19 protein-coding genes and 2 riboswitches are annotated in these 21486 nt (G+C 69.0%); of the genes, 14 read left to right on the plus strand and 5 right to left on the minus strand.

Annotated elements, in window-relative coordinates:
• Positions 1–12: 12 nt before the first annotated feature.
• Entirely contained in the window at positions 13–2133 is a 2121-nt protein-coding gene (locus RHA1_RS30410) for an MMPL family transporter (RefSeq protein WP_011598196.1), read from the minus strand.
• A gap of 102 nt (positions 2134–2235) precedes the next feature.
• Positions 2236–2367: riboswitch (cobalamin riboswitch) on the plus strand.
• A 94-nt stretch (positions 2368–2461) separates the two neighbouring features.
• Here RHA1_RS30410 and RHA1_RS30415 point away from each other — a divergent pair.
• The 7 genes from RHA1_RS30415 to RHA1_RS30445 all read left to right on the plus strand — a co-directional run bounded on the left by RHA1_RS30415 (position 2462) and on the right by RHA1_RS30445 (position 10668).
• Entirely contained in the window at positions 2462–3454 is a 993-nt protein-coding gene (locus RHA1_RS30415; RefSeq protein ID WP_011598197.1) for an ABC transporter substrate-binding protein, read from the plus strand.
• Positions 3451–4539 (plus strand): FecCD family ABC transporter permease, encoded by a 1089-nt coding sequence (locus tag RHA1_RS30420; RefSeq protein ID WP_009479435.1) that lies wholly within the window; start codon positions 3451–3453, stop codon positions 4537–4539. Before RHA1_RS30415 ends, RHA1_RS30420 begins: the two co-directional genes overlap by 4 nt.
• On the plus strand, positions 4536–5312 hold the full coding sequence (locus RHA1_RS30425) for an ABC transporter ATP-binding protein (RefSeq protein WP_009479436.1): 777 nt from the start codon (positions 4536–4538) through the stop codon (positions 5310–5312). The genes RHA1_RS30420 and RHA1_RS30425 overlap by 4 nt, the downstream gene beginning before the upstream one ends.
• Positions 5305–6048, plus strand: a complete 744-nt coding sequence (locus RHA1_RS30430; protein WP_011598198.1) for a (2Fe-2S)-binding protein — start codon at positions 5305–5307, stop codon at positions 6046–6048. Before RHA1_RS30425 ends, RHA1_RS30430 begins: the two co-directional genes overlap by 8 nt.
• A gap of 143 nt (positions 6049–6191) precedes the next feature.
• Positions 6192–9446: an error-prone DNA polymerase gene (locus RHA1_RS30435; RefSeq protein ID WP_011598199.1), complete on the plus strand. Its 3255-nt coding sequence runs from the start codon at positions 6192–6194 to the stop codon at positions 9444–9446.
• Between the two features lie 23 nt (positions 9447–9469).
• Complete coding sequence (locus tag RHA1_RS30440) at positions 9470–10363, plus strand: DUF4349 domain-containing protein (RefSeq protein ID WP_029539465.1); 894 nt, start codon at positions 9470–9472, stop codon at positions 10361–10363.
• Positions 10360–10668, plus strand: a complete 309-nt coding sequence (locus RHA1_RS30445) for a rhodanese-like domain-containing protein (RefSeq protein WP_005257071.1) — start codon at positions 10360–10362, stop codon at positions 10666–10668. The genes RHA1_RS30440 and RHA1_RS30445 overlap by 4 nt, the downstream gene beginning before the upstream one ends.
• A 21-nt stretch (positions 10669–10689) precedes the next feature.
• Here the strand turns inward: RHA1_RS30445 and RHA1_RS30450 are convergent, their stop codons facing one another.
• Positions 10690–11739, minus strand: coding sequence for a TDT family transporter (locus RHA1_RS30450; RefSeq protein ID WP_041812191.1), 1050 nt, complete (start codon positions 11737–11739; stop codon positions 10690–10692).
• An 89-nt stretch (positions 11740–11828) separates the two neighbouring features.
• On the opposite strand from RHA1_RS30450, the gene RHA1_RS30455 reads away from it, so the two are divergent.
• On the plus strand, positions 11829–12773 hold the full coding sequence (locus RHA1_RS30455; RefSeq protein WP_009479441.1) for a LysR family transcriptional regulator: 945 nt from the start codon (positions 11829–11831) through the stop codon (positions 12771–12773).
• Here the strand turns inward: RHA1_RS30455 and RHA1_RS30460 are convergent.
• Positions 12754–13221, minus strand: coding sequence for a tRNA (cytidine(34)-2'-O)-methyltransferase (locus RHA1_RS30460; protein ID WP_025432262.1), 468 nt, complete (start codon positions 13219–13221; stop codon positions 12754–12756). The two genes, RHA1_RS30455 and RHA1_RS30460, sit on opposite strands and share 20 nt — an antisense overlap.
• A gap of 43 nt (positions 13222–13264) precedes the next feature.
• Between RHA1_RS30460 and RHA1_RS30465 the strand changes: the two genes are divergently transcribed.
• The 3 genes from RHA1_RS30465 to RHA1_RS30475 are packed head-to-tail and all read left to right on the plus strand — an operon-like array spanning position 13265 to position 15050.
• Positions 13265–13870 (plus strand): pentapeptide repeat-containing protein, encoded by a 606-nt coding sequence (locus RHA1_RS30465; protein ID WP_011598202.1) that lies wholly within the window; start codon positions 13265–13267, stop codon positions 13868–13870.
• A gap of 33 nt (positions 13871–13903) precedes the next feature.
• Complete coding sequence (locus RHA1_RS30470; RefSeq protein WP_011598203.1) at positions 13904–14764, plus strand: bifunctional methylenetetrahydrofolate dehydrogenase/methenyltetrahydrofolate cyclohydrolase; 861 nt, start codon at positions 13904–13906, stop codon at positions 14762–14764.
• Position 14765: 1 nt separating this feature from the next.
• On the plus strand, positions 14766–15050 hold the full coding sequence (locus RHA1_RS30475) for a DUF3017 domain-containing protein (RefSeq protein WP_005239865.1): 285 nt from the start codon (positions 14766–14768) through the stop codon (positions 15048–15050).
• A 31-nt stretch (positions 15051–15081) separates the two neighbouring features.
• Here RHA1_RS30475 and metX read toward each other — a convergent pair whose 3' ends face one another.
• Together metX and RHA1_RS30485 are read right to left on the minus strand one after the other, a co-directional pair.
• Entirely contained in the window at positions 15082–16206 is a 1125-nt protein-coding gene (gene metX / locus RHA1_RS30480; protein ID WP_043782105.1) for a homoserine O-acetyltransferase MetX, read from the minus strand.
• Entirely contained in the window at positions 16203–17486 is a 1284-nt protein-coding gene (locus RHA1_RS30485) for a bifunctional o-acetylhomoserine/o-acetylserine sulfhydrylase (RefSeq protein ID WP_005257028.1), read from the minus strand. The genes metX and RHA1_RS30485 overlap by 4 nt, the downstream gene beginning before the upstream one ends.
• A 114-nt stretch (positions 17487–17600) precedes the next feature.
• Positions 17601–17721: riboswitch (SAM riboswitch) on the minus strand.
• Between the two features lie 274 nt (positions 17722–17995).
• On the opposite strand from RHA1_RS30485, the gene RHA1_RS30490 reads away from it, so the two are divergent.
• From RHA1_RS30490 to RHA1_RS30500, 3 genes are all read left to right on the plus strand, one after another.
• Entirely contained in the window at positions 17996–19219 is a 1224-nt protein-coding gene (locus RHA1_RS30490) for an NADP-dependent isocitrate dehydrogenase (protein ID WP_009479447.1), read from the plus strand.
• 198 nt (positions 19220–19417) lie between these two features.
• Positions 19418–20641 carry an MFS transporter gene (locus RHA1_RS30495; RefSeq protein WP_009479448.1) on the plus strand — a complete coding sequence of 408 codons (1224 nt, stop codon included), beginning with the start codon at positions 19418–19420 and terminating at the stop codon, positions 20639–20641.
• A 35-nt stretch (positions 20642–20676) separates the two neighbouring features.
• The gene (locus tag RHA1_RS30500) at positions 20677–21483 is read left to right on the plus strand and encodes an exodeoxyribonuclease III (protein ID WP_011598205.1); all 807 of its coding nucleotides are present in this window, start codon (positions 20677–20679) and stop codon (positions 21481–21483) included.
• Positions 21484–21486 lie beyond the last annotated feature (3 nt).

Consider the following 21486-nt stretch of genomic DNA (forward strand, 5'->3'; position numbering starts at 1 on the left):
TAAGATAATGCACTAGTGGCCCAGACCCACCTTGGCGTGCACCTTCTTCATCCAGGCCGGAGCCCACCAGTTGGCCTCGCCCATCAGCTTCACGAGGGACGGAACGAGGAGCATGCGAACCACCGTCGCGTCGACGAGGAGCGCGACGATCATTCCCACACCGAGGAACCGCATGATCGACAGACCGGAGATGGTGAACGCTCCGGTCACTACCACGAGCAGCAGCGCCGCGGCCGTCACGATGCGGCCCGTGCGCTCGGTGCCGAAGCGCACCGCCTCTTCCGTGGTCGCGCCTGCCTCGTGCGCCTCGACCATCCGTGACATCAGGAACACCTCGTAATCGGTCGACAGGCCGAAGACCACGGCGAGGATGAGGACCACGAACGTCGCCTCGAGCGGTGCCGGACTGACCCCGAGCAGACTCGCGCCGTGGCCCAGCTCGAAGATCCACGTGAGCACACCGAACGTGGCGGCGAGGCTCAGCCCCGCCATCGCGACCGCCTTGATCGGCAGCACCACCGAACCGAACGCCAGGAACAGCAGCACGAGCGTCGACCCCACCATGATCGCGATCATCACCGGCATCCAGTGCACGATCGCCGCGTTCCCGTCGTCGACGGTCGCCTGGCCGCCGCCGACGAGGAGTTCGGTTCCCTCGGGTGGCGTGATGGCGCGGAGACCATCGACCGCCGCGCTCTGGTCGTCGGTGGTGACACCCTCGGAGTAGACGGCCTGGACGGCGACCAGTTCGTTGCCGGACGCGACGACGGTCGCCGCCCCGATGCCCTCCACCTGGCCGGCGGCCTGGGCAACCGCGGCACCGTCGGCCGCGGTCGGGGCGGTGCCGTCGGTGCCCCGGAGAATGAGGGTGGCGCCGTTTCCGGTGGTCGGAAATTCGGTGGTGAGAGTGTCGGTGGCGATGCGGGCGGGGTCGTTCTCCGGCAGCGCCGTGTACGTGACCTCGCCGAGCGACGCGCTGAGCAGGGGCGAGGCGAGGACCAGCAGCCCCGCGACGATGCCGACCGCGATGGCGACCGGCCGCCGCATCACCCAGGTGACGACGGAGCCCCAGAACTTGCGGGCGCGAACCTCCCCACGCTGCGAAGCGTCCTTGTGCCAGGTCAGTGCGTTGATGCGATGCCCCAGGATCGCGAGCAGCGCCGGAACCGCGGTGAGCGACAGCAGCGCCGCGCTCGCGACCGCGGCCATCGCACCGAACCCCAGAGACTTGATCACGTCCTGCGGAAACACGAGCATGCCCGAGAAGGCGCACACGAGAAGCAGACCGGAGAACAGCACGGTGCGGCCCGCGGTCAGCACGGTGCGCCGGGTCGCCTCGGCGACGTCGGCGCCGGACTCGAGTTCCTCGCGGAAACGTCCGACGACGAACAGGCCGTAGTCGATCGCGAGCCCCAGGCCGAGCAGGGACGCCACGTTGATCGCGAACGAACTGACGTCGGTGAACAGGGTCAGCAGGCGCAGGGTGGCGAGGGCACTGAAGATCGAGAGCAGCCCGACGAACACCGGAACGGCCGCGGCCACCAGTCCGCCGAAGATGAAGACCAGCAACACGAGAGTGATCGGGAGCGCGATCGCCTCGGCCAGCACCAGGTCCTGTTGCAGCCGGTTGTTGAACGCCACACCCACCACCGAATTGCCCGCGAACTCGGTGTCGATGCCCTCCACCTCGAGCTTCGGCAGCAGGTCGTCGAACGTGGCGGCCGTGATCCCGGCGTCCGGGTCGACGGTGATCGCGGCCGACGCCTTGGTGCCGTCCTCCGACACCATCAGCTGCTTCTTCGCCGCGTCCGCGGTCCAGTACGACGTCACCGAGTACGTCGGCACCTCGGCGGCGAACCGGTCGAGACTCGCGGTCACCTCGGGGCCGATGTCGTCCAGGGTCTTCCCGTCGGGTGCGGTGTAGATCGCGATGATGTCCGGTGTCTGCGGACCCAGGTTGTCCTGGACGATCCGGGCCACCTCCGCGGATTCGCTACCGGGATCGGTGAACCCGCCCGAGCTGAGTTTCGCGAAGACACCGGTGCCCCACAGGCCGCTCACCAGAACGGCGACGACGGCGAGGCTCAGGACCCACCATTTGCGTGAAACAACGGTCGAGGCCCAACGTGTCATGCGTCATCTCCGGCGTGTCGGGGGCGGGCAGCTGCGACTGCCGACTGTAGTGCGGATCGGGGTGTCACCGACGGGGGTGTGATGCGGCTCCCGGCAAATCGTGCATACTCGGCATCGCACTTGCAGCCACACGCACGGGGGAAGCCGGTCCGAATCCGGCGCTGACCCGCAACGGTAGGCCACCAGATCCTTTCGGTGGCGAGCCCGATTACCCGGCGTGGGGTGTGCGACATCCTTTTCGTCGTGGTCTACGAAGCGGAGTCCTGCAGGCGCCGCACCGGCGTCTGCTGACTTCTCATTCGTGGCTCTGAGCCGCAATGAGGTTTACATGCACGGTCAGTTGTTCAGAAGTACCGGTCTGGCCGCGCTGGTGGCCGCGCTGGTGGTCGCCGGCTGTTCGCGCGGGGAGTCCGTGGGGCAGACCGCTTCCGCCGAATCCTTCGCCGAGCCGGTGTCCGTCACCAACTGCGATCGAACGGAGACGTTCGACGCCCCGCCCCAGCGCATCGTCAGCATGAACGATCACGTCACCGAGGTGCTGATCGAGATGGGGGCCGGCGACCGCATCGTCGGCACGGGGTACGGCGACGCGACCCCGCTGCCGGAGTTCGCGGACGCCTTCGGGAAGATCCCGAAACTCGCGAAGGAGTACCCGACCCGGGAGCAGATCCTCGACCTCGACCCCGACCTGGTGGTCGGCGGAATGCGGAGCGCATTCGACGAGAAGGAGGGGCGGTCGCGTGAATCCCTCGGCGACCAGGGCATTCCCACGTTCCTGTTCTCCGAGTACTGCGGGCACGGCTTCCCGGACATCGGTTTGCTGCGCGGCGACTACCAGCAGCTCGGCGAGATCCTCGGAGTCCCGGACCGGGCGCGGGCGATCACCGACCGGGTGACGTCCGGGTTGCAGGCCGTGCGCGACGAGATCGCGGGCACCGCCCCGGTTCCGACGTTCTTCTACGATTCCGGCGAGGACGTCCCGCTGACGATCGGCGGTGTGGGAGTCGGCCAGCTCATCGCGGACCACGCGGGCGCGGCCAACCTCTTCGCCGAGGGCGAGAAGCCGTATTCGAAGTCCACCTGGGAGATCATCGGTGAACGCGCCCCGGAGGCGATCGTCGTCCTCGACTACGGCACGACGAGTGCGCGGGCGAAGATCGACTTCCTGAAGTCGCACCCGATCATGTCGACGACACCCGCCGTGAAGGCCGGCCGCTTCGTGGTGGTGCCGCTCGACGACTTCTTCGAGAGCCCGCGCCTGGTGCGGTCGGTGGAGACGATCGCGCGGGCACTGCATCCGGACGTCGTCGGCGCGCGATGACCGTTACCGCAGCACGCGCGGCACCGCCGGCGCAGGCGCCGCACCCGGCCCGCGCACGCCTCGGTTTCGCGGGCCTGATGGTGGCGCTCGCGCTGACGACCCTGTTCGTCGTCGGCCTCGCGGTGTCGTTCGGTTCCGTGCGCATCCCGGTCGGCGACGTGTGGGCGATCGTCGCGCACCGCGTGGCCCCCGGCGCATTCGAGTCCTGGTGGTCACAGGCGCGGGAGTCGATCGTCCTCGACTCCCGGCTGCCGCGGGCGCTGACCGCGGCGGCCGTCGGTGCGGCGCTGGCCCTGGCAGGCGCCGTGGCGCAGGCGGTGACCCGCAATCCGCTGGCCGACCCCTATCTGCTCGGCGTGTCCTCGGGTGCCGGTTTCGGCGTGGTGGTGGTGACGGTGCTCGGGCTCGGGGTGGGAGCGCTCGGCGCGTTCACCGTCCCCGTCGCGGCGTTCCTGGGCGCGATGGTGCCGCTGTTCCTGTCGCTGGCGATCGGCGGACGGTATCCGCAGCCGACGGCCGTCATCCTCGTGGGGGTCGCGTCGGCGCAGGTGTTCTCGGCCCTCATCACGTTCTCGATCCTGGTCGTCGCGGACGAGCATCAACTGAGTTCGGTGATGCACTGGCTGGCGGGCGGTTTCGGCGACTCGCGCTGGTCGACGGCGATCTTCCCGGCCGTGGCACTCGCGACGGTCGGGGCTGCGATGATGCTGAGCGCGAGCCGAATCGACCTGCTGCAGGCGGGAGACGACGGCGCCGCCGCCCTCGGCATGCACGTGCGACGCTTCCGCGTCGTGCAGTTGCTCGGTGTGTCGATGCTGGCCGGGGCCGCCGTGTCCGTCGCAGGCGGTATCGGCTTCATCGGTCTGCTGGTGCCGCACCTTGCCGGGTACGTCGTGGGCGCCCGGGCGGTCAGGCTGCTGCCCGTCGCCGCATTCCTCGGCGCGATCGCGATGGTCGCGGCGGACACGGCCGCGCGGTCGGTCGCGCACAGCATCGAGGTCCCGGTGGGCGTCGTCACCGCGCTCGTGGGAGCGCCGATCTTCGTGTGGATGCTCTACCGGCAGTATCGGAGGGCCGAACAGTGACCGCCCTGAGCCTGCAACGTGTCCGCGCCGAACTCGGGTCGCGGGAAGTGCTGCACGGCATCGACTTCTCCGTGCGTCCCGGGGAGGTGCTGGCGTTGGTCGGGCCCAACGGTTCCGGCAAGACCACCGCGCTGCGCTGCTGCTACCGCGCGCTCACCCCGACCGGGGGCGCCGTCGTCGTCGACGGAACGGATACCGCCGATCTGGGCCGGCGGGAACTGGCCCGCACGATCGGGGCGAGCACCCAGGAGCCGCGGGTGTCCGCGGGACTGACCGTGCGCGAATCCGTTTCGCTCGGACGCATCCCGCACCGGGGCTGGTTCGAGCGGGCGACCGGCGCCGACGGTGAGATCGTCGAGACGTGCATACGTCAGGTCGGGCTGGCCGAACTCGCGGGTCGCGACGTCCAGGCACTGTCGGGTGGGGAGCGTCAACGGGTGTCGATCGCCCGGGCGCTCGCGCAGCAGCCGAGGGTCCTGCTGCTCGACGAACCCACCAACCACCTCGACCTGCGGCATCAGCTGACGGTGATGAACCTGCTGCGTGACCTCGCGTGCGACGGTCTGGCGATCGTCGTGACCATGCACGACCTCCGGCTGGCCGTCGAGTTCTGCGACACGCTGGCCGTGATGCACGATGGACGGGTGATCAGCACCGGTCCGCCCGCCGACGTGCTGGACGACACCGTGCTGGGCGGGGTGTTCGGCATCCGCGCCGTGGTGCGGTCGGCGCCGCGGCTGTCGATGGAGATCCTGGGGTTGGCCGATGGATGAGCAACTGCGGCGTGCGTACGAGCTGACCGCCCGCCGCGTCCCGATGATCGCCGACCAGATCGGGCAACCCGGGGCCTCCTCGTTCCCGGCCGTGCGCCTGACCGATCCCGGCTGGCTCGCGGACCGCGTCGCGGACACGGCGCGGCGGTGGGGCAGCGACGATCCCCGGGTCAACGGCACCCTGTGGTGGTACTCGGCCAGCTCGACACTGACCGGGATTCCGATCGCGACCGCGCTCGTCACCGGGGTCGCCGCCCGGCCTCGGCTCGTCGACGCCGTGGCATTCCTGCGGGACGACGGGTATCTCGGCGGCCTGACCGCGTCGTCGGCACTGCCGGTCACCGAGGGGCTGTCCGAGCTGGCGTCCGAGATGGCCGCGGCGCTGACGCCGATCATCGACGCTCTCGCCGCGGCGTCCGGGGTGCGGCAGGCGGCGATGTGGGCGATCACGACGGATTCGATCGCCAACCGGGCACTCGACGCGGGAACGGCGTGCGGCGATCGCGCACGCGGCAGCATCTTCGCCCGGGGGCTGGTGGACGCACTCCGCCGCGTCGGTGCGGTGCTGCCGGACCCGCGGTTCGTCGACGTCCGGGCCGGGGCACTGTCACGCCGGTTCACGCAGCGGGCGTCGTGCTGCTTGATCTACGAGACCCCCGGGTCGGGCAAGTGTGTGAGCTGCCCGAGGAGGCCGGCCGAGGACCGTCTGCGAGGTCTGGCCGCGCTCGTGACGTGAGTCCGGGTGGCCCGCGTTGACCGGTCTGCGGGTGTGATGGCAGACTGACATCATTCGAACTCCCGTTCGAATGATGCGTCTTCCCCAGCGGCATCTTCCATGGTTTCGGCACGGCACGTGCGTGACATGAAGAGGTGTGCCAGATGGGTTGGGGAAACGGTCCGCCGACGTGGTCCGAGATGGAGCGCGTCCTGTCGGGCAGGCCGGGGCGGGTCAGCCCGGAGTCGCTGTACCCGGGCGACGGCGGCGACAGCCCCGCGTGGTCGCGCAAGCGGGGTGAGTACCGGGCGGGCCCGCAGGAGCGGGCCGGCTCCACCGTTCCGTACGCCGAACTCCACGCGCATTCGGCGTTCAGTTTCCTCGACGGCGCCTCCCCGCCGGAAGAGTTGGTGGAGGAGGCCGTCCGGCTCGGTCTCGAGGCCATCGCACTCACCGACCACGACGGGTTCTACGGTGTGGTCCGGTTCGCGGAGGCGGCGAAGGAACTGAACATGCGCACCGCGTTCGGGTCCGAACTGACGTTGGACGACGCGCACCTGCTGGTGTTGGCGCGAGGCCAGGAGGGGTACCGGCGGCTCTCCCGGGAGATCGCGGCGGCGCATCTCGCGGGCGGGGAGAAGGGCAAGCTGCGCTACGACCTCGACCGTCTCACCGACGCTGCCGGGGGGCACTGGCAGATCCTGACCGGGTGCCGGAAGGGGCATGTGCGTCAGGCGCTGGCCGCCGGTGGCCCGGACGCCGCGGCCGCCCGGCTGCGGGAGCTGATCGACCGGTTCGGGGCCGACCGGGTCACGGTGGAACTCACCCATCACGGCATCGCGGAGGACGCCGAGCGCAACGCCTCCCTCGCCGAACTCGCACAGCAGCACGGACTTCCGGTGATCGCGTCCACGGCGGCGCACTTCGCGGGACCGCCGCGCCGGAGACTGGCCATGGCGATGGCCGCCGTCCGGGCCCGGCAGAGCCTCGACGACGCGGCCGGGCACCTGGCGCCCGCCGGGGGAGCGCACCTGCGGTCCGGTGAGGAGATGGCGCACCTCTTCGCCGCGTACCCGGAAGCCGTCCGCGGTGCCGCGGACCTCGGCCGGGAGTGTGCGTTCGACCTGCGGCTCATCGCGCCGCAACTGCCACCGTTCGACGTGCCCGACGGGCACACCGAGGCGAGCTGGCTGCGGCAGCTCACGATGGACGGGGCCCGACGACGTTACGGTGCGCCTGCGGACCGGCCGGAGGCCTACCGGCAGATCGAGCACGAACTGGACATCATCACCGGGCTGAACTTCCCGGGCTACTTCCTGGTGGTCCACGACATCGTGTCGTTCTGCAAGAACAACGACATTCTCTGCCAGGGAAGGGGTTCGGCGGCCAACTCCGCCGTCTGCTACGCCATCGGCATCACCAACGTGGATCCCGTCCGCAACAAGCTGTTGTTCGAACGTTTCCTCTCGCCCGAACGCGACGGCCCGCCGGACATCGACGTCGACATCGAATCCGATCGGCGGGAGGAGGCCATCCAGCACGTCTACGCCAAGTACGGACGCCAGTACGCGGCGCAGGTGGCGAACGTCATCACGTACCGCGGAAAGTCCTCGGTGCGGGACATGGCCCGGGCGCTGGGTTTCTCGCAGGGGCAGCAGGACGCGTGGAGCAAACAGGTCAGCCGCTGGGGCGGCATCGGGAAGGAGGTCGGCACCGACATTCCGCCCGCCGTCCTCGAACTGGCCGCCCAGATCGAGGGGTTTCCGCGGCACCTCGGCATCCACTCGGGCGGCATGGTGATCTGCGACCGGCCGATCGCCGACGTGTGCCCGGTGGAGTGGGCGCGTATGGAGAACCGCAGCGTTCTGCAGTGGGACAAGGACGATTGCGCGGCGGTGGGTCTGGTGAAGTTCGACATGCTGGGTCTCGGCATGCTCTCCGCGCTGCACTACATGATCGACCTCGTGGCCGAGCACAAGGGGATCGAGGTGGATCTGGCGCAGCTGGACCTCTCCGAGGAAGCCGTCTACGAGATGTTGCAGCGGGCGGACTCGGTGGGGGTGTTCCAGGTGGAGTCACGGGCCCAGATGGCCACCCTGCCGAGGCTGAAACCGCGGAATTTCTACGACCTGGTGGTGGAGGTGGCGCTCATCCGTCCCGGTCCGATCCAGGGCGGATCGGTGCACCCGTACATCCGCCGCCGCAACAAGCTCGAACCGGTGACCTACGACCACCCGTCCCTGGAGAAGGCGCTGAAGCGGACGCTGGGTGTGCCGCTGTTCCAGGAGCAGTTGATGCAGATGGCGGTCGACGTCGCGGGTTTCAGCCCGGCCGAGGCCGACCAGCTCCGCCGGGCCATGGGGTCCAAGCGGTCGCCCGAGAAGATGGAACGGCTGAGGGGGCGGCTCTACCAGGGCATGCGGGAGTTGCACGGGATCGGCGACGACGTGGCCGACCGGATCTACGAGAAGCTGTACGCCTTCGCGAATTTCGGTTTCCCCGAAAGTCATTCGCAGAGTTTCGCCGCCCTGGTGTTCTATTCATCGTGGTTCAAGCTGCATCACCCGGCGGCGTTCTGCGCCGGTCTGCTGCGGGCGCAGCCGATGGGGTTCTACTCGCCGCAGTCGCTGGTGGCCGACGCCCGCAGGCACGGGGTGCCGGTGCACGGCGCGGACATCAATGCGAGTCTCGCGCACGCCACCGTCGAGGCGGGCGGGACGGAGGTGCGTCTCGGGCTCGGGGAGGTGCGGCACATCGGGACCGCGCTGGCCGAGCGGATCGTCGAATCCCGCGGCGACGGAGGTCCGTACACGTCGTTCCTCGACCTCACCGGCCGGGTGGAACTGAGTACGGCGCAAGCCGAATCGCTGGCTACCGCAGGTGCTCTCGACAGTTTCGGGTTGTCCCGCCGGGAGGCGTTGTGGGCGGCGGGCGCCGCGGCGGGGGAGCGCCGCGACCGGCTGCCGGGGATCGGGGCATCCACCCGCGCGCCGACCCTGCCGGGGATGAGCGATCTCGAACTGGCCGCGGCGGACGTGTGGGCCACCGGGGTGTCACCGGACACGTACCCCACCCAGTTCCTGCGCCCGCAACTCGACGCGCTGGGGGTGATCCCGGCGGCGGGCCTACTCGATGTTCCCGACGGCGACCGGGTTCTGGTGGGTGGGGCGGTAACCCACCGGCAGCGCCCGGCGACGGCCGCGGGGGTCACGTTCATCAACCTCGAGGACGAGACCGGGATGGTCAACGTGGTGTGTTCGGTGGGGTTGTGGGCGAAGTACCGCAAGCTCGCCAACACGGCGCCCGCACTGCTGGTGCGCGGCAAGGTGCAGAACGCGGAGGGGGCGGTGACGGTGGTGGCGGATCGGCTGCAGCTGATGGATTTGCGGGTGTCCGCCAAATCCAGGGACTTCAGGTGAGCAGGCACCGCTAGCATTCGGACATGAGGAGATACGTCGTGTCGGTGATCGTCGTGGCTTCGCTGGCGCTCGCGGGGTGTGGTGGTTCCGGCAGTGATTCCTCCCAACCGTCGCTCGCCCCGACACCCGGGGACTCGAGCCAGATGGAAATCGGTGGCGCGGTACAGCAACCCGCGAAGGACCAGGCGCCCACCGACCGCCAGGAGATCATCACCGGTCAGGTCGCGCTCACCGCGGACGACCCGGTGGCGGTCGGCAGGCAGATCGTGGACAAGGTCGACGATCTGGGCGGACGCGTCGACCAGCTCACCGAACAGCCGGGCTCCGACGACCAGGACGCGAGCAGTTCCCTGACCATCCGGGTGCCCGCCGACTCGCTCACGCAGACGTTGGACGATCTGCGGGAACTGGGCAAGGTCACCAGCGTCAGCGTCACGAAGAGCGACGTGACGATGCAGTCGCAGGATCTCGACGCCCGGATCGGCGCGTTGACGGCCTCCGTCACCCGGCTGCAGGGGCTCATCACGTCGGCGGCGAACACCGCGGATCTGATCGAGGCCGAGAGGGCGTTGTCGGAGCGTCAGGGCGAACTGGACAGCCTCACCGCTCAGAAGCGGTCGCTGAGCGACCAGGTGGCACTGGCGACGCTCATGATCGACGTCACCGCCACGGATGCCGAGCAGCCCAGTCCCGGTCCGGACAACTTCTGGGAAGGTCTCGTGGCGGGCTGGCACGCCCTGCTGTCTGCGATCAAGGGCGGTGCCGTGGTCGTGGGGGCGCTGATTCCCTGGTTCGGTTTCGTGGCCGTCATCGCATTGGTCGTGTACGGCGCGTACCGTCTGCGCCGGATGTACAACAGGCCGGCCGGCCCACCGCCGGGCCCGGCGCCGGAACGAGAAGAGGCGAAGACGCAATGATCGAAGTCGACCTGAATGCCCTGGACGGTGCGTTGGCGTCGGGTGCCCCCGTCATCGATGTGCGCGAGGCCGACGAGTACGCCCAGGCGCGGGTGCCGGGTGTGACGCTGATTCCGCTCAGTGAGTTCGTCGCGCGCGTGGACGAGATCCCGGAAGCCGAGGTCGTCTACGTGATCTGCGGGGTGGGTGGCCGGAGCCTGCAGGCGGCGGAGTACCTGAACGCGCGGGGGATCAACGCCGTGTCGGTCGCGGGCGGGACGTCCGCGTGGATGCAGTCCGGACGCCCCGTCGAGTCGGGCGCCTGACACCCGGATCAGGGTTCGCGGTCAGCGCGCCGCGCTGAGGGCGTGCCCCGCGGAATCGTCGCGGACCGAGCGCCCACCCCGTTGCCCGGCGGCGTGGCGCACTGTGCGGACCGCGACGGTGCTCCAGATCAGGACCAGCGCGCACCACAGGGTCATGCCCGCGCCGACGATCACCACCGAGTCCAATGCGACGCCGAGCGAGTTCGCGCCCAGCGCGCACGTGCCGACGGGGAACGTGAAACTCCACCAGCCGGGCGTGAACCCCAGTCCGCGGCGAAAGGCCCTGACGGTCACGGTGACCAGCGTCACGAGGGCGAGGACGCCGAGCGCGCCGACGGTGGTCCCGTAGACCACGCCCACCGAGTGGAGCCAGGCGTGGCCGGATACCCCGCCGAGCAGATTGATCGCCGCCACCGACTGGCCGATCACGCCGAGCGGAATCCAGAGGGTGGGCACGAGTGGGGTGTCGGGGAGCCCGTTGCTCAGCAGATGGCGTCCGACGACGACGGCGACGGTCAGCGCGGCGCTCAGCGCCAGCGCGAACAGCGTGTAGCAGAGCGCCAGCATCGCGATCTGCGGCGCGCCTTCCGGGAGGTGCTTGACCAGCGCGGCACCGGTGGCGGCCGACACCATCGGCGGCACGACGGGCATCAGCCAGGACGGCACCGGAGTCACCTGGTGAGGCCGGGTCAGCCGGCGCGCCATCACCACGTAGGTGACGAGCCCGATGACGGTCCCGATCGTCCACAGGGTGGCCGACGCGGTGACGGCGACACCACCGAGAAGTGCGCGACCCGCGGATCCGGTGCCGGCGCCGACTGTCAGCACCGCCATCGACACCGCGCCGTAGAACGGGAACATCGTATGGCTGCGCGCGTCCGCGAGTGCGTCGTCGCGGCGACGGATCCAGTGCCGCACCAGTGCGGTGGTCAGCACCACGAGCAGCGTCGCGGCGATCAGCCAGAAGATCTCGGCGGCCGTCCGGGCCACCGGACCGCCTGCCGGAAATGCCGCGGCGACGACTGCGACGATGCTGGTGCCCATCACTGCGGCGAACCAATTCGGGGTCATACCTAGAGCTTGCCGACGCATCGTCGTGGCCGGTAGAAGGCTTGTCGTTGAATACCCACAAATCGCGTTTGTGGGACTAGCCTTGGGTTGTGCCGCTGTCTCCCCGAGTACCCGAACTCAGTGCCCTCGACGTCCTGCTGTCCGTCGAGCGGCTCGGAAGCATGGGGGCGGCGGGCCGTGAACACGGGCTCAGCCAGCAGGCCGTCAGCGCCCGGGTGCGTTCGGCCGAGCGTCAGTTCGGCATCAAGGTGTTCAGCCGCGGCGCCAGCGGGGTGCGGCCCACGTCGGAAGGCGCCCTCATCCTCGAATGGGCGAGTCACATCCTCGCCACGGCCGAGGAACTGGCGTCGGGAGTCGCGGCGCTGCGCGGCGAACGGCAGGCCGGGCTGACGGTGGCGGCCAGCATGACGATCGCCGAGTACCTGGTTCCCGGGTGGACCGTCGCGATGCGGCGCAAGTACCCGAACGTGGTCACCAACGTGCGGCTGCTCAACTCGTCCGAGGTGACCGCCCGGGTGCTGTCCGGTGAGGCGGATCTCGGGTTCGTCGAGGGCCCGGACATTCCGGCGGGACTGCAGGTACGGGAGATCGGCCGCGACCACCTGGTGGTCGTGGTGCCGCCCGAGCACGAATGGGTCCGCCGGTCACCGATTTCCGTGTCCGAACTCGCCGCGACGCCGATGATCCAGCGTGAGTCCGGTTCCGGGACGCGCACCACCCTGGAGAACGCGGTGCCGCAGTGCGTTCCGCCGTTGCTGGAGCTGACGTCGTGCACGGCGGTGAAGGCGGCGGTCGTGGCGGGTAACGCTCCGGCGGTGCTGTCCTCGCTGGCGGTGGCCGCCGACCTGACGGACGGCCGCCTCGCCTCCGTTCAGGTGGAGGGGTTGACGCTTCCGCGGCGGCTCTCCGCCGTCTGGGACCCGGTGCGCGGCGTTCAGGGTGCGGCGCGCGACTTCCTCGACATCGCGCTCGGTGCCAGCGCGGCCGCCGGTGTCGGGGCCGCAGTCGTCGGAGCTACAGCGCAGCCCCGCTGAATCCGTGCTGGCGCCACGCCTCGTACGTGACGAGGGCGGCGGCGTTCGACAGGTTCAGCGACCGGCGGCCGGGAAGCATGGGGATGCGGAGCCGCTCCGTCACGTGGGGATCGGCCAGCACCTCCTCCGACAGTCCGGTGGGTTCGGGACCGAACAGCAGAACGTCGCCGGGCTGGTAGGCGATGTCGGCGTACGACACGGTGGCGTGCGCGGTGAACGCGTACACCCGCGCGGGCTCCAGCGCAGCCCAGGCCGCCTCCAGGTTCTCGTGCACGGTCACCGACGCCAGGTCGTGGTAGTCGAGTCCGGCACGTTTGAGTTTCGGCTCGGACAGGTCGAATCCGAGTGGACCCACGAGGTGCAGCTCGCACCCGGTGCCTGCCACCATGCGGATGGCGTTGCCGGTGTTGGGTGGGATTCGGGGTTCGTGGAACATCACTCGGAACACCCGCACAGCTTAGGGGCACACCGCGAGGCGGCATGATGGACGCATGGATCCGGTAGAAGAGGTGGTGGGTGAGGACTACGGCGACGCACGACTCCCCGCGCAGAACTGGCGGCGGCGGCACTACACGAAATGCAACTTCCGCGACGCCGACCTGAGTGAACTCCGCACCGAGTCGGTGATCTTCACCGAATGCGATTTCACGGGCGCCGACCTCGCCGAGTCGCATCATGTGGGGACGGCGTTCCGCTCGTGCTCGTTCACCCGAACAACGCTGTGGCACAGCGAGTTCCGTAACTGCAGCTTCCTCGGGTCGGAGTTCGACAACTGCCGGCTGCGCCCGATGGTCTTCGACGAATGCGATTTCACGCTCGCGTCGCTGGGCGGCGCCGACCTGCGCGGACTCGATTTCACGGACTGCCGGTTCCGGGAAGCCAACCTCGTCCGCACGGACCTCCGGCGCGCCGTGCTCCGGTCGGCGGATCTGTTCGGCGCCCGCACCGGCGGCGCGAAATTCGACGGCGCGGACCTGCGCGGGGCCCACGTCGACGCGAACCTGTGGACGGCGGTCTCGCTGGACAAGGCGCAGATCGAACTCACCCAGGCCATCGCGTACGCGACCGCCAACGGGCTCGTGGTGGAACCGACCTGACGCGTGTATGGCGAACCTGAGAGAATGGGGCACGTGACTGCAACGATCCTCGATGGCAAGGCGACCCGCGACGAGATTTTCGAAGACCTGAAGGTGCGGGTGAGCGCCCTGAAGGACAGGGGCATCACGCCCGGTCTCGGCACCGTTCTGGTGGGGGACGACCCGGGGTCGGCCGCCTACGTGCGCGGGAAGCACAACGACTGCGCGAAGGTCGGGATCACCTCGATCCGCCGCGACCTGCCCGGCGACATCACGCAGGAGAAGCTCGACGCCACCATCGACGAGCTCAACGCCAACCCGGACTGCACCGGCTACATCGTGCAACTCCCGCTGCCGAAGCAGCTCGACGAGAACGCAGCCCTCGAGCGCATCGACCCCGACAAGGACGCCGACGGCCTGCACCCGGTCAACCTGGGCCGGCTGGTGCTGGGCAAGAAAGCGCCGCTGCCGTGCACGCCGCGCGGAATCCTGCACCTGCTGCGCCGGTACGAGGTGCCGATCGAGGGGGCGCACGTCGTCGTCGTCGGTCGCGGTGTCACCGTGGGCCGCCCGATCGGTCTGCTGTTCACCCGGCGCAGCGAGAACGCCACCGTCACCCTCTGCCACACCCGTACGCGGGATCTCGGAGCGGAGGTCCGCCGCGCCGACATCGTGATCGCGGCGGCCGGTGTTCCCGGTCTGATCACGGCCGACATGGTCAAGCCCGGTGCCGCGGTCCTCGACGTGGGTGTGAGCCGCACCGCGGACGGGCTGCGCGGCGACGTGGCGGCGGATGTCGCCGAGGTCGCCGGCTTCCTGTCCCCGAACCCCGGTGGCGTCGGGCCGCTCACCCGTGCCTTCCTGCTGACCAACGTCGTGGAGCGGGCCGAGCGTGTCGCAGCGTCTCTCGGCTGAGATGGCCGACTGGGGGCAGTTCGCGAAGAAGAATCTGCCGATGCTCGCAGTCCTCGTCGTCATCGTCGTCGCCGTCGTGTTCGTGCTCGCGGATCGGTGGCGGCGAGGCGCGTTCGTGTTCGGCGTGGCCACGCTGCTCGCGGCGGTGTTCCGGTTGATGATGCCGTCGGAGCGCGTCGGACTGCTCGCGGTGCGCAGCAAGCCTTTCGACGTGGGTGCGCTGGTGGCCGTCGGGGGCGCGATCGTGTGGCTGGCCGTGTCGATCGACCCGCTCGGAACCGACTAGCGGTCCGAGCGGGTGTCGTCCCGCACGGGGGTCAGCGTCCCGCGCGGGCCAGTTGCATCGTCTCGGAGAGCAGTTTCGCGACGGCGGCGGCCTCGGTGAGGAACCCGTCGTGGCCGTCCCGTGAGTTGAGCACCCGCAGACCGTCGCAGGTGGGGATGTCGTTGGCCAGATCCTCCTGCAGGCGGATCGGGTACAGGCGGTCGGAGTCGACGCCGCCCACGATGACGGGTGCGGTGATCGTCCCCAGCGCCGCGGCGATGCCACCGCGACCGCGGCCCACGTCGTGCCGGTTCATGGCCTCGGACAGCAGCACGTACGTGCTCGGGTCGAACCTGCCGACCAGCTTGTCGGCCTGGTGCTGCAGGTAGCTCTCGACGGAGTACCGGCCGCCGCGCCACGGGTCCTCGCCGTCCTGCGGCGAGTTCGCGAACCGGGAGTCGAGTTCGGCCTCGCTGCGGTAGGTCAGGTGCGCGATCCGGCGGGCGATGCGCAGTCCGGCCCGGGGGATCCGGCCGGTGCCGTGATAGTCGCCGCCCTGCCAGTCGGGGTCGCTGGTGATGGCCGCGATCTGAGTGGTCTGCGTGCCGATCTGGTCGGCGGTCGCGCGGGCGCCGACCGCGAGAATGAGCGCGGACGCAACCTGGTCCGGGTAGGTGACGGCCCACTCGAGGGCGCGCATTCCGCCCATCGAACCGCCGACGACGGACGCCAGCTTGTCGATGCCCAGCAGGTCGGTGAACTTCTTCTCGGCCGCGATCTGGTCGCGGATGGAGATCTCGGGGAAGCGGCTGCCCCACGGGCGCCCGTCCTCGGCGATCGAACCGGGACCGGTGGTGCCGCGGCAGCCACCGAGGACGTTGGTCGCGATGACGCACCATTCGTCGGTGTCGATCGGCGCACCGGGACCGACCATCCCGGTCCACCAGCCGGGGGAGGGGTGTTCGTCGGTGACGGGTCCGGTGACGTGGGAGTCGCCGGTGAGGGCGTGCTCGACGAGCACCACGTTGTCCCGGTTCGGGGACAGCTCACCCCATCGCTGCACGGCGAGGGACACCGACGGGATCACTGTTCCGCTCTCGAGTTCGAGCGATCCGATGTCGATGGTGCCGAGACGTCCGTCCGCCACGGGCAGGTTCTGTACAGCGCTCACGGTCAAGATGCCGCCGCCGTGAGTCCGGTCTCGATATCGGCGATGATGTCGTCGATCCCTTCGATGCCTACAGCCAGGCGGACCAGTCCGGGGGTGACGCCGCTGGCGGCCTGCTCCTCGGGGGTCAGCTGGGAGTGTGTGGTGGACGCCGGGTGGATCACCAGCGAGCGGACGTCGCCGATGTTCGCGACGTGGCTGTGCAGGGTGAGCGCGTTGACGAACTTCTTGCCGGCGTCGATGCCGCCGGCGAGTTCGAACGTCACGATGGCGCCCGCACCCCGCGGCGCGATCTGCTTCGCCCGGTCGTGCCAGGGCGAGGACGGAAGCCCGGCGTATCCGACGGACACGACCTCCGGCCGCGCCTCCAGGTACTGGGCGACGGCGGTCGCGTTGGACACGTGCCGTTCCATCCGAAGGCTCAGCGTCTCGAGACCCTGGGCGATGAGGAACGCGTTGAACGGGGAGATCGCCGAGCCGAGGTCGCGGAGCAGCTGCACGCGCGCCTTGAGGGCGAACGCAGGCGGTCCGAGTTCGGAGTAGACGACGCCGTGGTAGCTCGGGTCCGGGGTGGTGAAGTTGCCGTGGCGGCCCTGGGTCCAGTCGAACGTGCCGCCGTCGACGATGACTCCGGCGATCGCCGTGCCGTGGCCACCGAGATACTTGGTGGCGGAGTGCACCACGATGTCCGCACCGTGCTCGAGGGGGCGGATCAGGTAGGGGGTGGCCACCGTGTTGTCGACGATCAGGGGGAGCCCGTGCTGATGTGCGATCCCGGAGATGCCCGGCAGGTCGAGGACGTCGTTGCGGGGGTTGGAGATGGTCTCGCCGTAGAACGCCTTAGTGTTGTCCCGGACCGCGTCCTTCCACTGCTCGAGGTCGTCGGGGTCCTCGACGAACGAGACCTCGATGCCGAGCTTGGGCAGCGTGTAGTGGAAGAGGTTGTAGGTGCCGCCGTACAGCCGCGGGCTGGAGACGATGTGGTCGCCCGCCTCGGCGAGGTTCAGGATCGCGATCGTCTCGGCGGCCTGTCCGGAGGACAGCAGCAGGGCGGCGACGCCGCCTTCGAGGGCGGCGATGCGCTGCTCGACCGCGTCCTGGGTGGGGTTCATGATGCGGGTGTAGATGTTGCCCGGCTCGGCCAGACCGAACAGCGCGGCAGCGTGATCGGTGCTGTCGAACGTGTACGAGGTGGTCTGGTAGATCGGCAGCGCCCGCGCCTTGGTGGTCGCGTCGGACGTCTGCCCGGCGTGGATCTGCTTGGTCTCGAACGACCAGTTCTCGGTCATGTGCTGTCTACTCCAGTGGTCTGACGAGGCGCGACAGAGTTGCTGGTTCGTTCGCGCGCAGGGCTTGTCTGGGGTCTATCTACGACAACAACACATCATGAACCTCCGATGTCGGACCCGCGCTTGTCACCCGACTGTTGTGTGAATCAGGAAACCAGGTCATCACCCGGGGCACCCCACCGCGGTGGAGGGTTGCCGGCCAGCTAGCCGGGGCTCGTTGCTGGCACTCATGACCTGGAGTGAATCTTAGCGGCTGGGGTGGAACGACCGGAAACGGCACCGATTCACGGCCACTAGCAGGGAAAAGTTACCCGCGAGTAGGGACGGCCTGCGTGCCCCACGTCTTGCGCGCGTGGCGCATAGCAGTACGCTTGTCTTGTTTACGTGCGGTCTCCCAGCGGCCGCTTCGACCGTTTACGTTTGAAAAGCGAACCGTTCGCGGACCCACTCACAAAGTGCGCCCGCAACCGTGTAACCAGGGAAACTTCCTAGGAGGACGCGAAGCACCCATGTCCAAAATCAAGGTTGAGGGCACCGTCGTCGAACTCGACGGCGACGAGATGACGCGCATTATCTGGCAGTTCATCAAAGACAAACTGATCCATCCTTACCTGGATGTGAATCTCGAGTACTACGACCTCGGCATCGAATACCGGGACGAGACCGACGACCAGGTGACCATCGACGCGGCCAACGCCATCAAGAAGCACGGCGTCGGCGTCAAGTGCGCGACCATCACCCCGGACGAGGCACGCGTCGAGGAGTTCGGTCTCAAGAAGATGTGGCGGTCGCCCAACGGCACCATCCGCAACATCCTCGGTGGGACGATCTTCCGCGCGCCGATCATCATCTCCAACGTTCCGCGACTGGTTCCGGGCTGGACCAAGCCGATCATCATCGGCCGTCACGCCTTCGGCGACCAGTACCGCGCCACCGACTTCAAGGTCCCCGGCCCCGGCAAGGTGATGATCACCTACACGCCCGAGGACGGCAGCGAGCCGATCGAGCACGAGCTGGTGAACTTCCCCGAGGGTGGCGGCGTCGTCCAGGGGCAGTACAACTTCACCAAGTCCATCGAGGACTTCGCGCGTGCCTCGCTCAACTACGGCCTGCAGCAGAACTACCCGGTGTACCTGTCGACCAAGAACACCATCCTCAAGGCGTACGACGGCGCGTTCAAGGACATCTTCCAGCACGTCTACGAGACCGAGTTCAAGTCGGAGTTCGACGCGGCAGGACTCACCTACGAGCACCGACTCATCGACGACATGGTCGCGTCGGCGCTCAAGTGGGAGGGCGGCTACGTCTGGGCCTGCAAGAACTACGACGGCGACGTCCAGTCGGACACCGTCGCGCAGGGCTTCGGGTCGCTCGGCCTCATGACCTCCGTGCTGCTGACCCCGGACGGAAAGACGTGTGAGGCCGAGGCCGCACACGGCACCGTGACGCGTCACTTCCGTCAGCACCAGCAGGGCAAGCCGACGTCCACCAACCCCATCGCGTCGATCTTCGCATGGACCCGTGGACTCGAGCACCGCGGCAAGCTGGACAACACCCCCGACGTCATCGGCTTCGCCCAGAAGCTCGAAGACGTGGTCATCAAGACCGTCGAGGGTGGCCAGATGACCAAGGACCTCGCGATGCTGGTCGGCGGCGACCAGGGCTACCTGACCACCGAGGAGTTCCTCGGTGCGCTGGACATCAACCTCCAGAAGGCCATCGCCGAGCAGTAGGCATCGAGCCACAGCGCTACCGACGGGACGTCCCTCACGGGGCGTCCCGTCCGGCGTCTCCGGGCCCGGGTGAGTCATCTCACGGTCGCTCGATGCGCGAAAAGCGGAATCCGGGGAAGAGAATTTCGATGTGGGTCGTTGCGCAACGAGGCGCCGTGCGCCGCGTAGCCGTCTCCCTGCCTAGTCGAAAGTTCTTCTGTGAGCACTTCCACCCCCGTCCGCCCCGAGCACCTCGGTGTCATCGCCCAACATCCGTCCGTCCGCAAGCTCGCCATGATCGCGCTCGCGCTCGGTGGCTTCGGGATCGGGACCACCGAGTTCGTGGCGATGGGGCTGCTGCCCGAGATGGCGTCGAGCCTCGGGATCACCGAGCCGACGGCCGGGCACGTCATCTCGGCGTATGCGCTGGGTGTGGTCGTGGGCGCGCCACTCATCGCCGCGCTGACCGCGCGGGTGCCCCGTAAGACGCTGCTGATCGCGCTGATGGCGGCGTTCACGATCGGCAACGCCGCCACCGTGTTCGCGCCGAACTACGGTGTGCTGATGGCCGCGCGGTTCGTGGCGGGCCTCCCACACGGCGCCTACTTCGGTGTCGCGGCCCTCGTGGCGGCGCACCTCGCGGACCGCGGCCAGCGGGCCAGGGCGGTCGCTCTCGTGATGATGGGACTGTCGGTGGCCAACGTCGTCGGCGTTCCCGTCGCGTCGTGGCTGGGCCAGACGCTCGGCTGGCGCAGCGCCTTCGCTCTCGTGGCCGTGATCGGTGTGGCGACACTGGGCGCGATCTGGTCGTGGGTGCCCGCCCTCGCCGCCATGAGGATGTCGAATCCCCTCACCGAACTCGGTGCCCTGCGCCGCGCGCAGGTGTGGATGACGCTGATCATCGGCATGGTCGGGTTCGGCGGCATGTTCGCCGTCTACACGTACATCAGCACGACGCTCACCGACGTCGCCGGCCTGTCGCGGTCGCTGGTGCCGCTGGCCCTGATGATCTACGGGCTGGGCATGGTCGCGGGCAATCTGATCGGCGGCCGGCTCGCCGACCGGGCGCTGCTTCCCGGTCTCTTCGTATCGATGACGGCGCTCGGGGTGTTGCTCGGCATCTTCGTGATCGCCTCCCACAACCCGTACACGGCGCTGCTGCTGGTCTTCTTCGTCGGCGCGGCGGGTGCGTCGATGGTTCCCGGGTTGCAGACCCGGCTGATGGACGTCGCCGCCGACGCCCAGACCCTCGCCGCCTCGCTCAACCACGCGGCCCTCAACATCGCGAACGCGTTCGGGGCGTGGATCGGCGGTGTCGTGATCGCGGCCGGCCACGGCTACACGGCGCCCGCCGCGGTCGGTGCGCTGCTCGCCGTGGCGGGGCTCGTGGTCCTCACCGTGGCGGTCGCGATGGAACGCCGCAGCGCCCGTTCGTCTCGGTAGCCGCGCTGTCGTACGCGTCCGCTACGGTGCTTGCCGTGCCACACATCATCACCACCGTCAATGTCAACGGCGTTCGCGCCGCCGCCCGCAAGGGGCTCACCGAGTGGATCGAGCGCACGGAGGCCGACGTCGTGTGTCTGCAGGAGACGCGGGCGTCCGACGAGCAGCTCGCCGAGACGCTCGCGCCCGCTCTGGAGGGCGGATGGAACCTGGTGTCCGCGGAGCCGTCGTCGAAGGGGCGCAACGGCGTCGCCATCCTGTCCCGGAAACCTGCCGACGCCTTCCGCGTCGGCCACGGTGACGACGAGTTCGCGACCGCGGGCCGCTACCTCGAGGCAGACTTCGACGACCTGACCGTCGCGAGCCTGTACCTGCCCTCCGGGGAGGCCCAGACACCGCGGCAGGAGGAGAAGGAGCGGTTCATGGACTCCTTCGCCCGGTACCTCACCGCCACCGCAGCGGCCGCCGTCGCGGCAGGCAGGCACGTCGTGGTCTGCGGTGACTGGAACATCGCCCACACCGAACTCGACCTGAAGAACTGGAAGACCAACAAGAAGAACTCCGGTTTCCTCCCGAACGAGCGCGAGTGGCTCGGGGCACTGTTCGCCGAGGACGCGCACTGGACCGACGTGGTCCGGCAGCTCAATCCCGACGTCGCCGGGCCGTACTCCTGGTGGTCGTACCGTGGGAAGGCGTTCGACAACGACTCCGGCTGGCGCATCGACTACCAGATCGCCACCCGGGAACTGGCGGAGCGGGCCAAGCAGGCCGTCGTCGAGCGCGCCGAAACCTACGACCAGCGGTGGTCCGATCACGCGCCGGTCACCGTCCAGTACCGGTGACGG

Source organism: Rhodococcus jostii RHA1, from assembly GCF_000014565.1.
Lineage (GTDB): Bacteria > Actinomycetota > Actinomycetes > Mycobacteriales > Mycobacteriaceae > Rhodococcus_F > Rhodococcus_F jostii_A.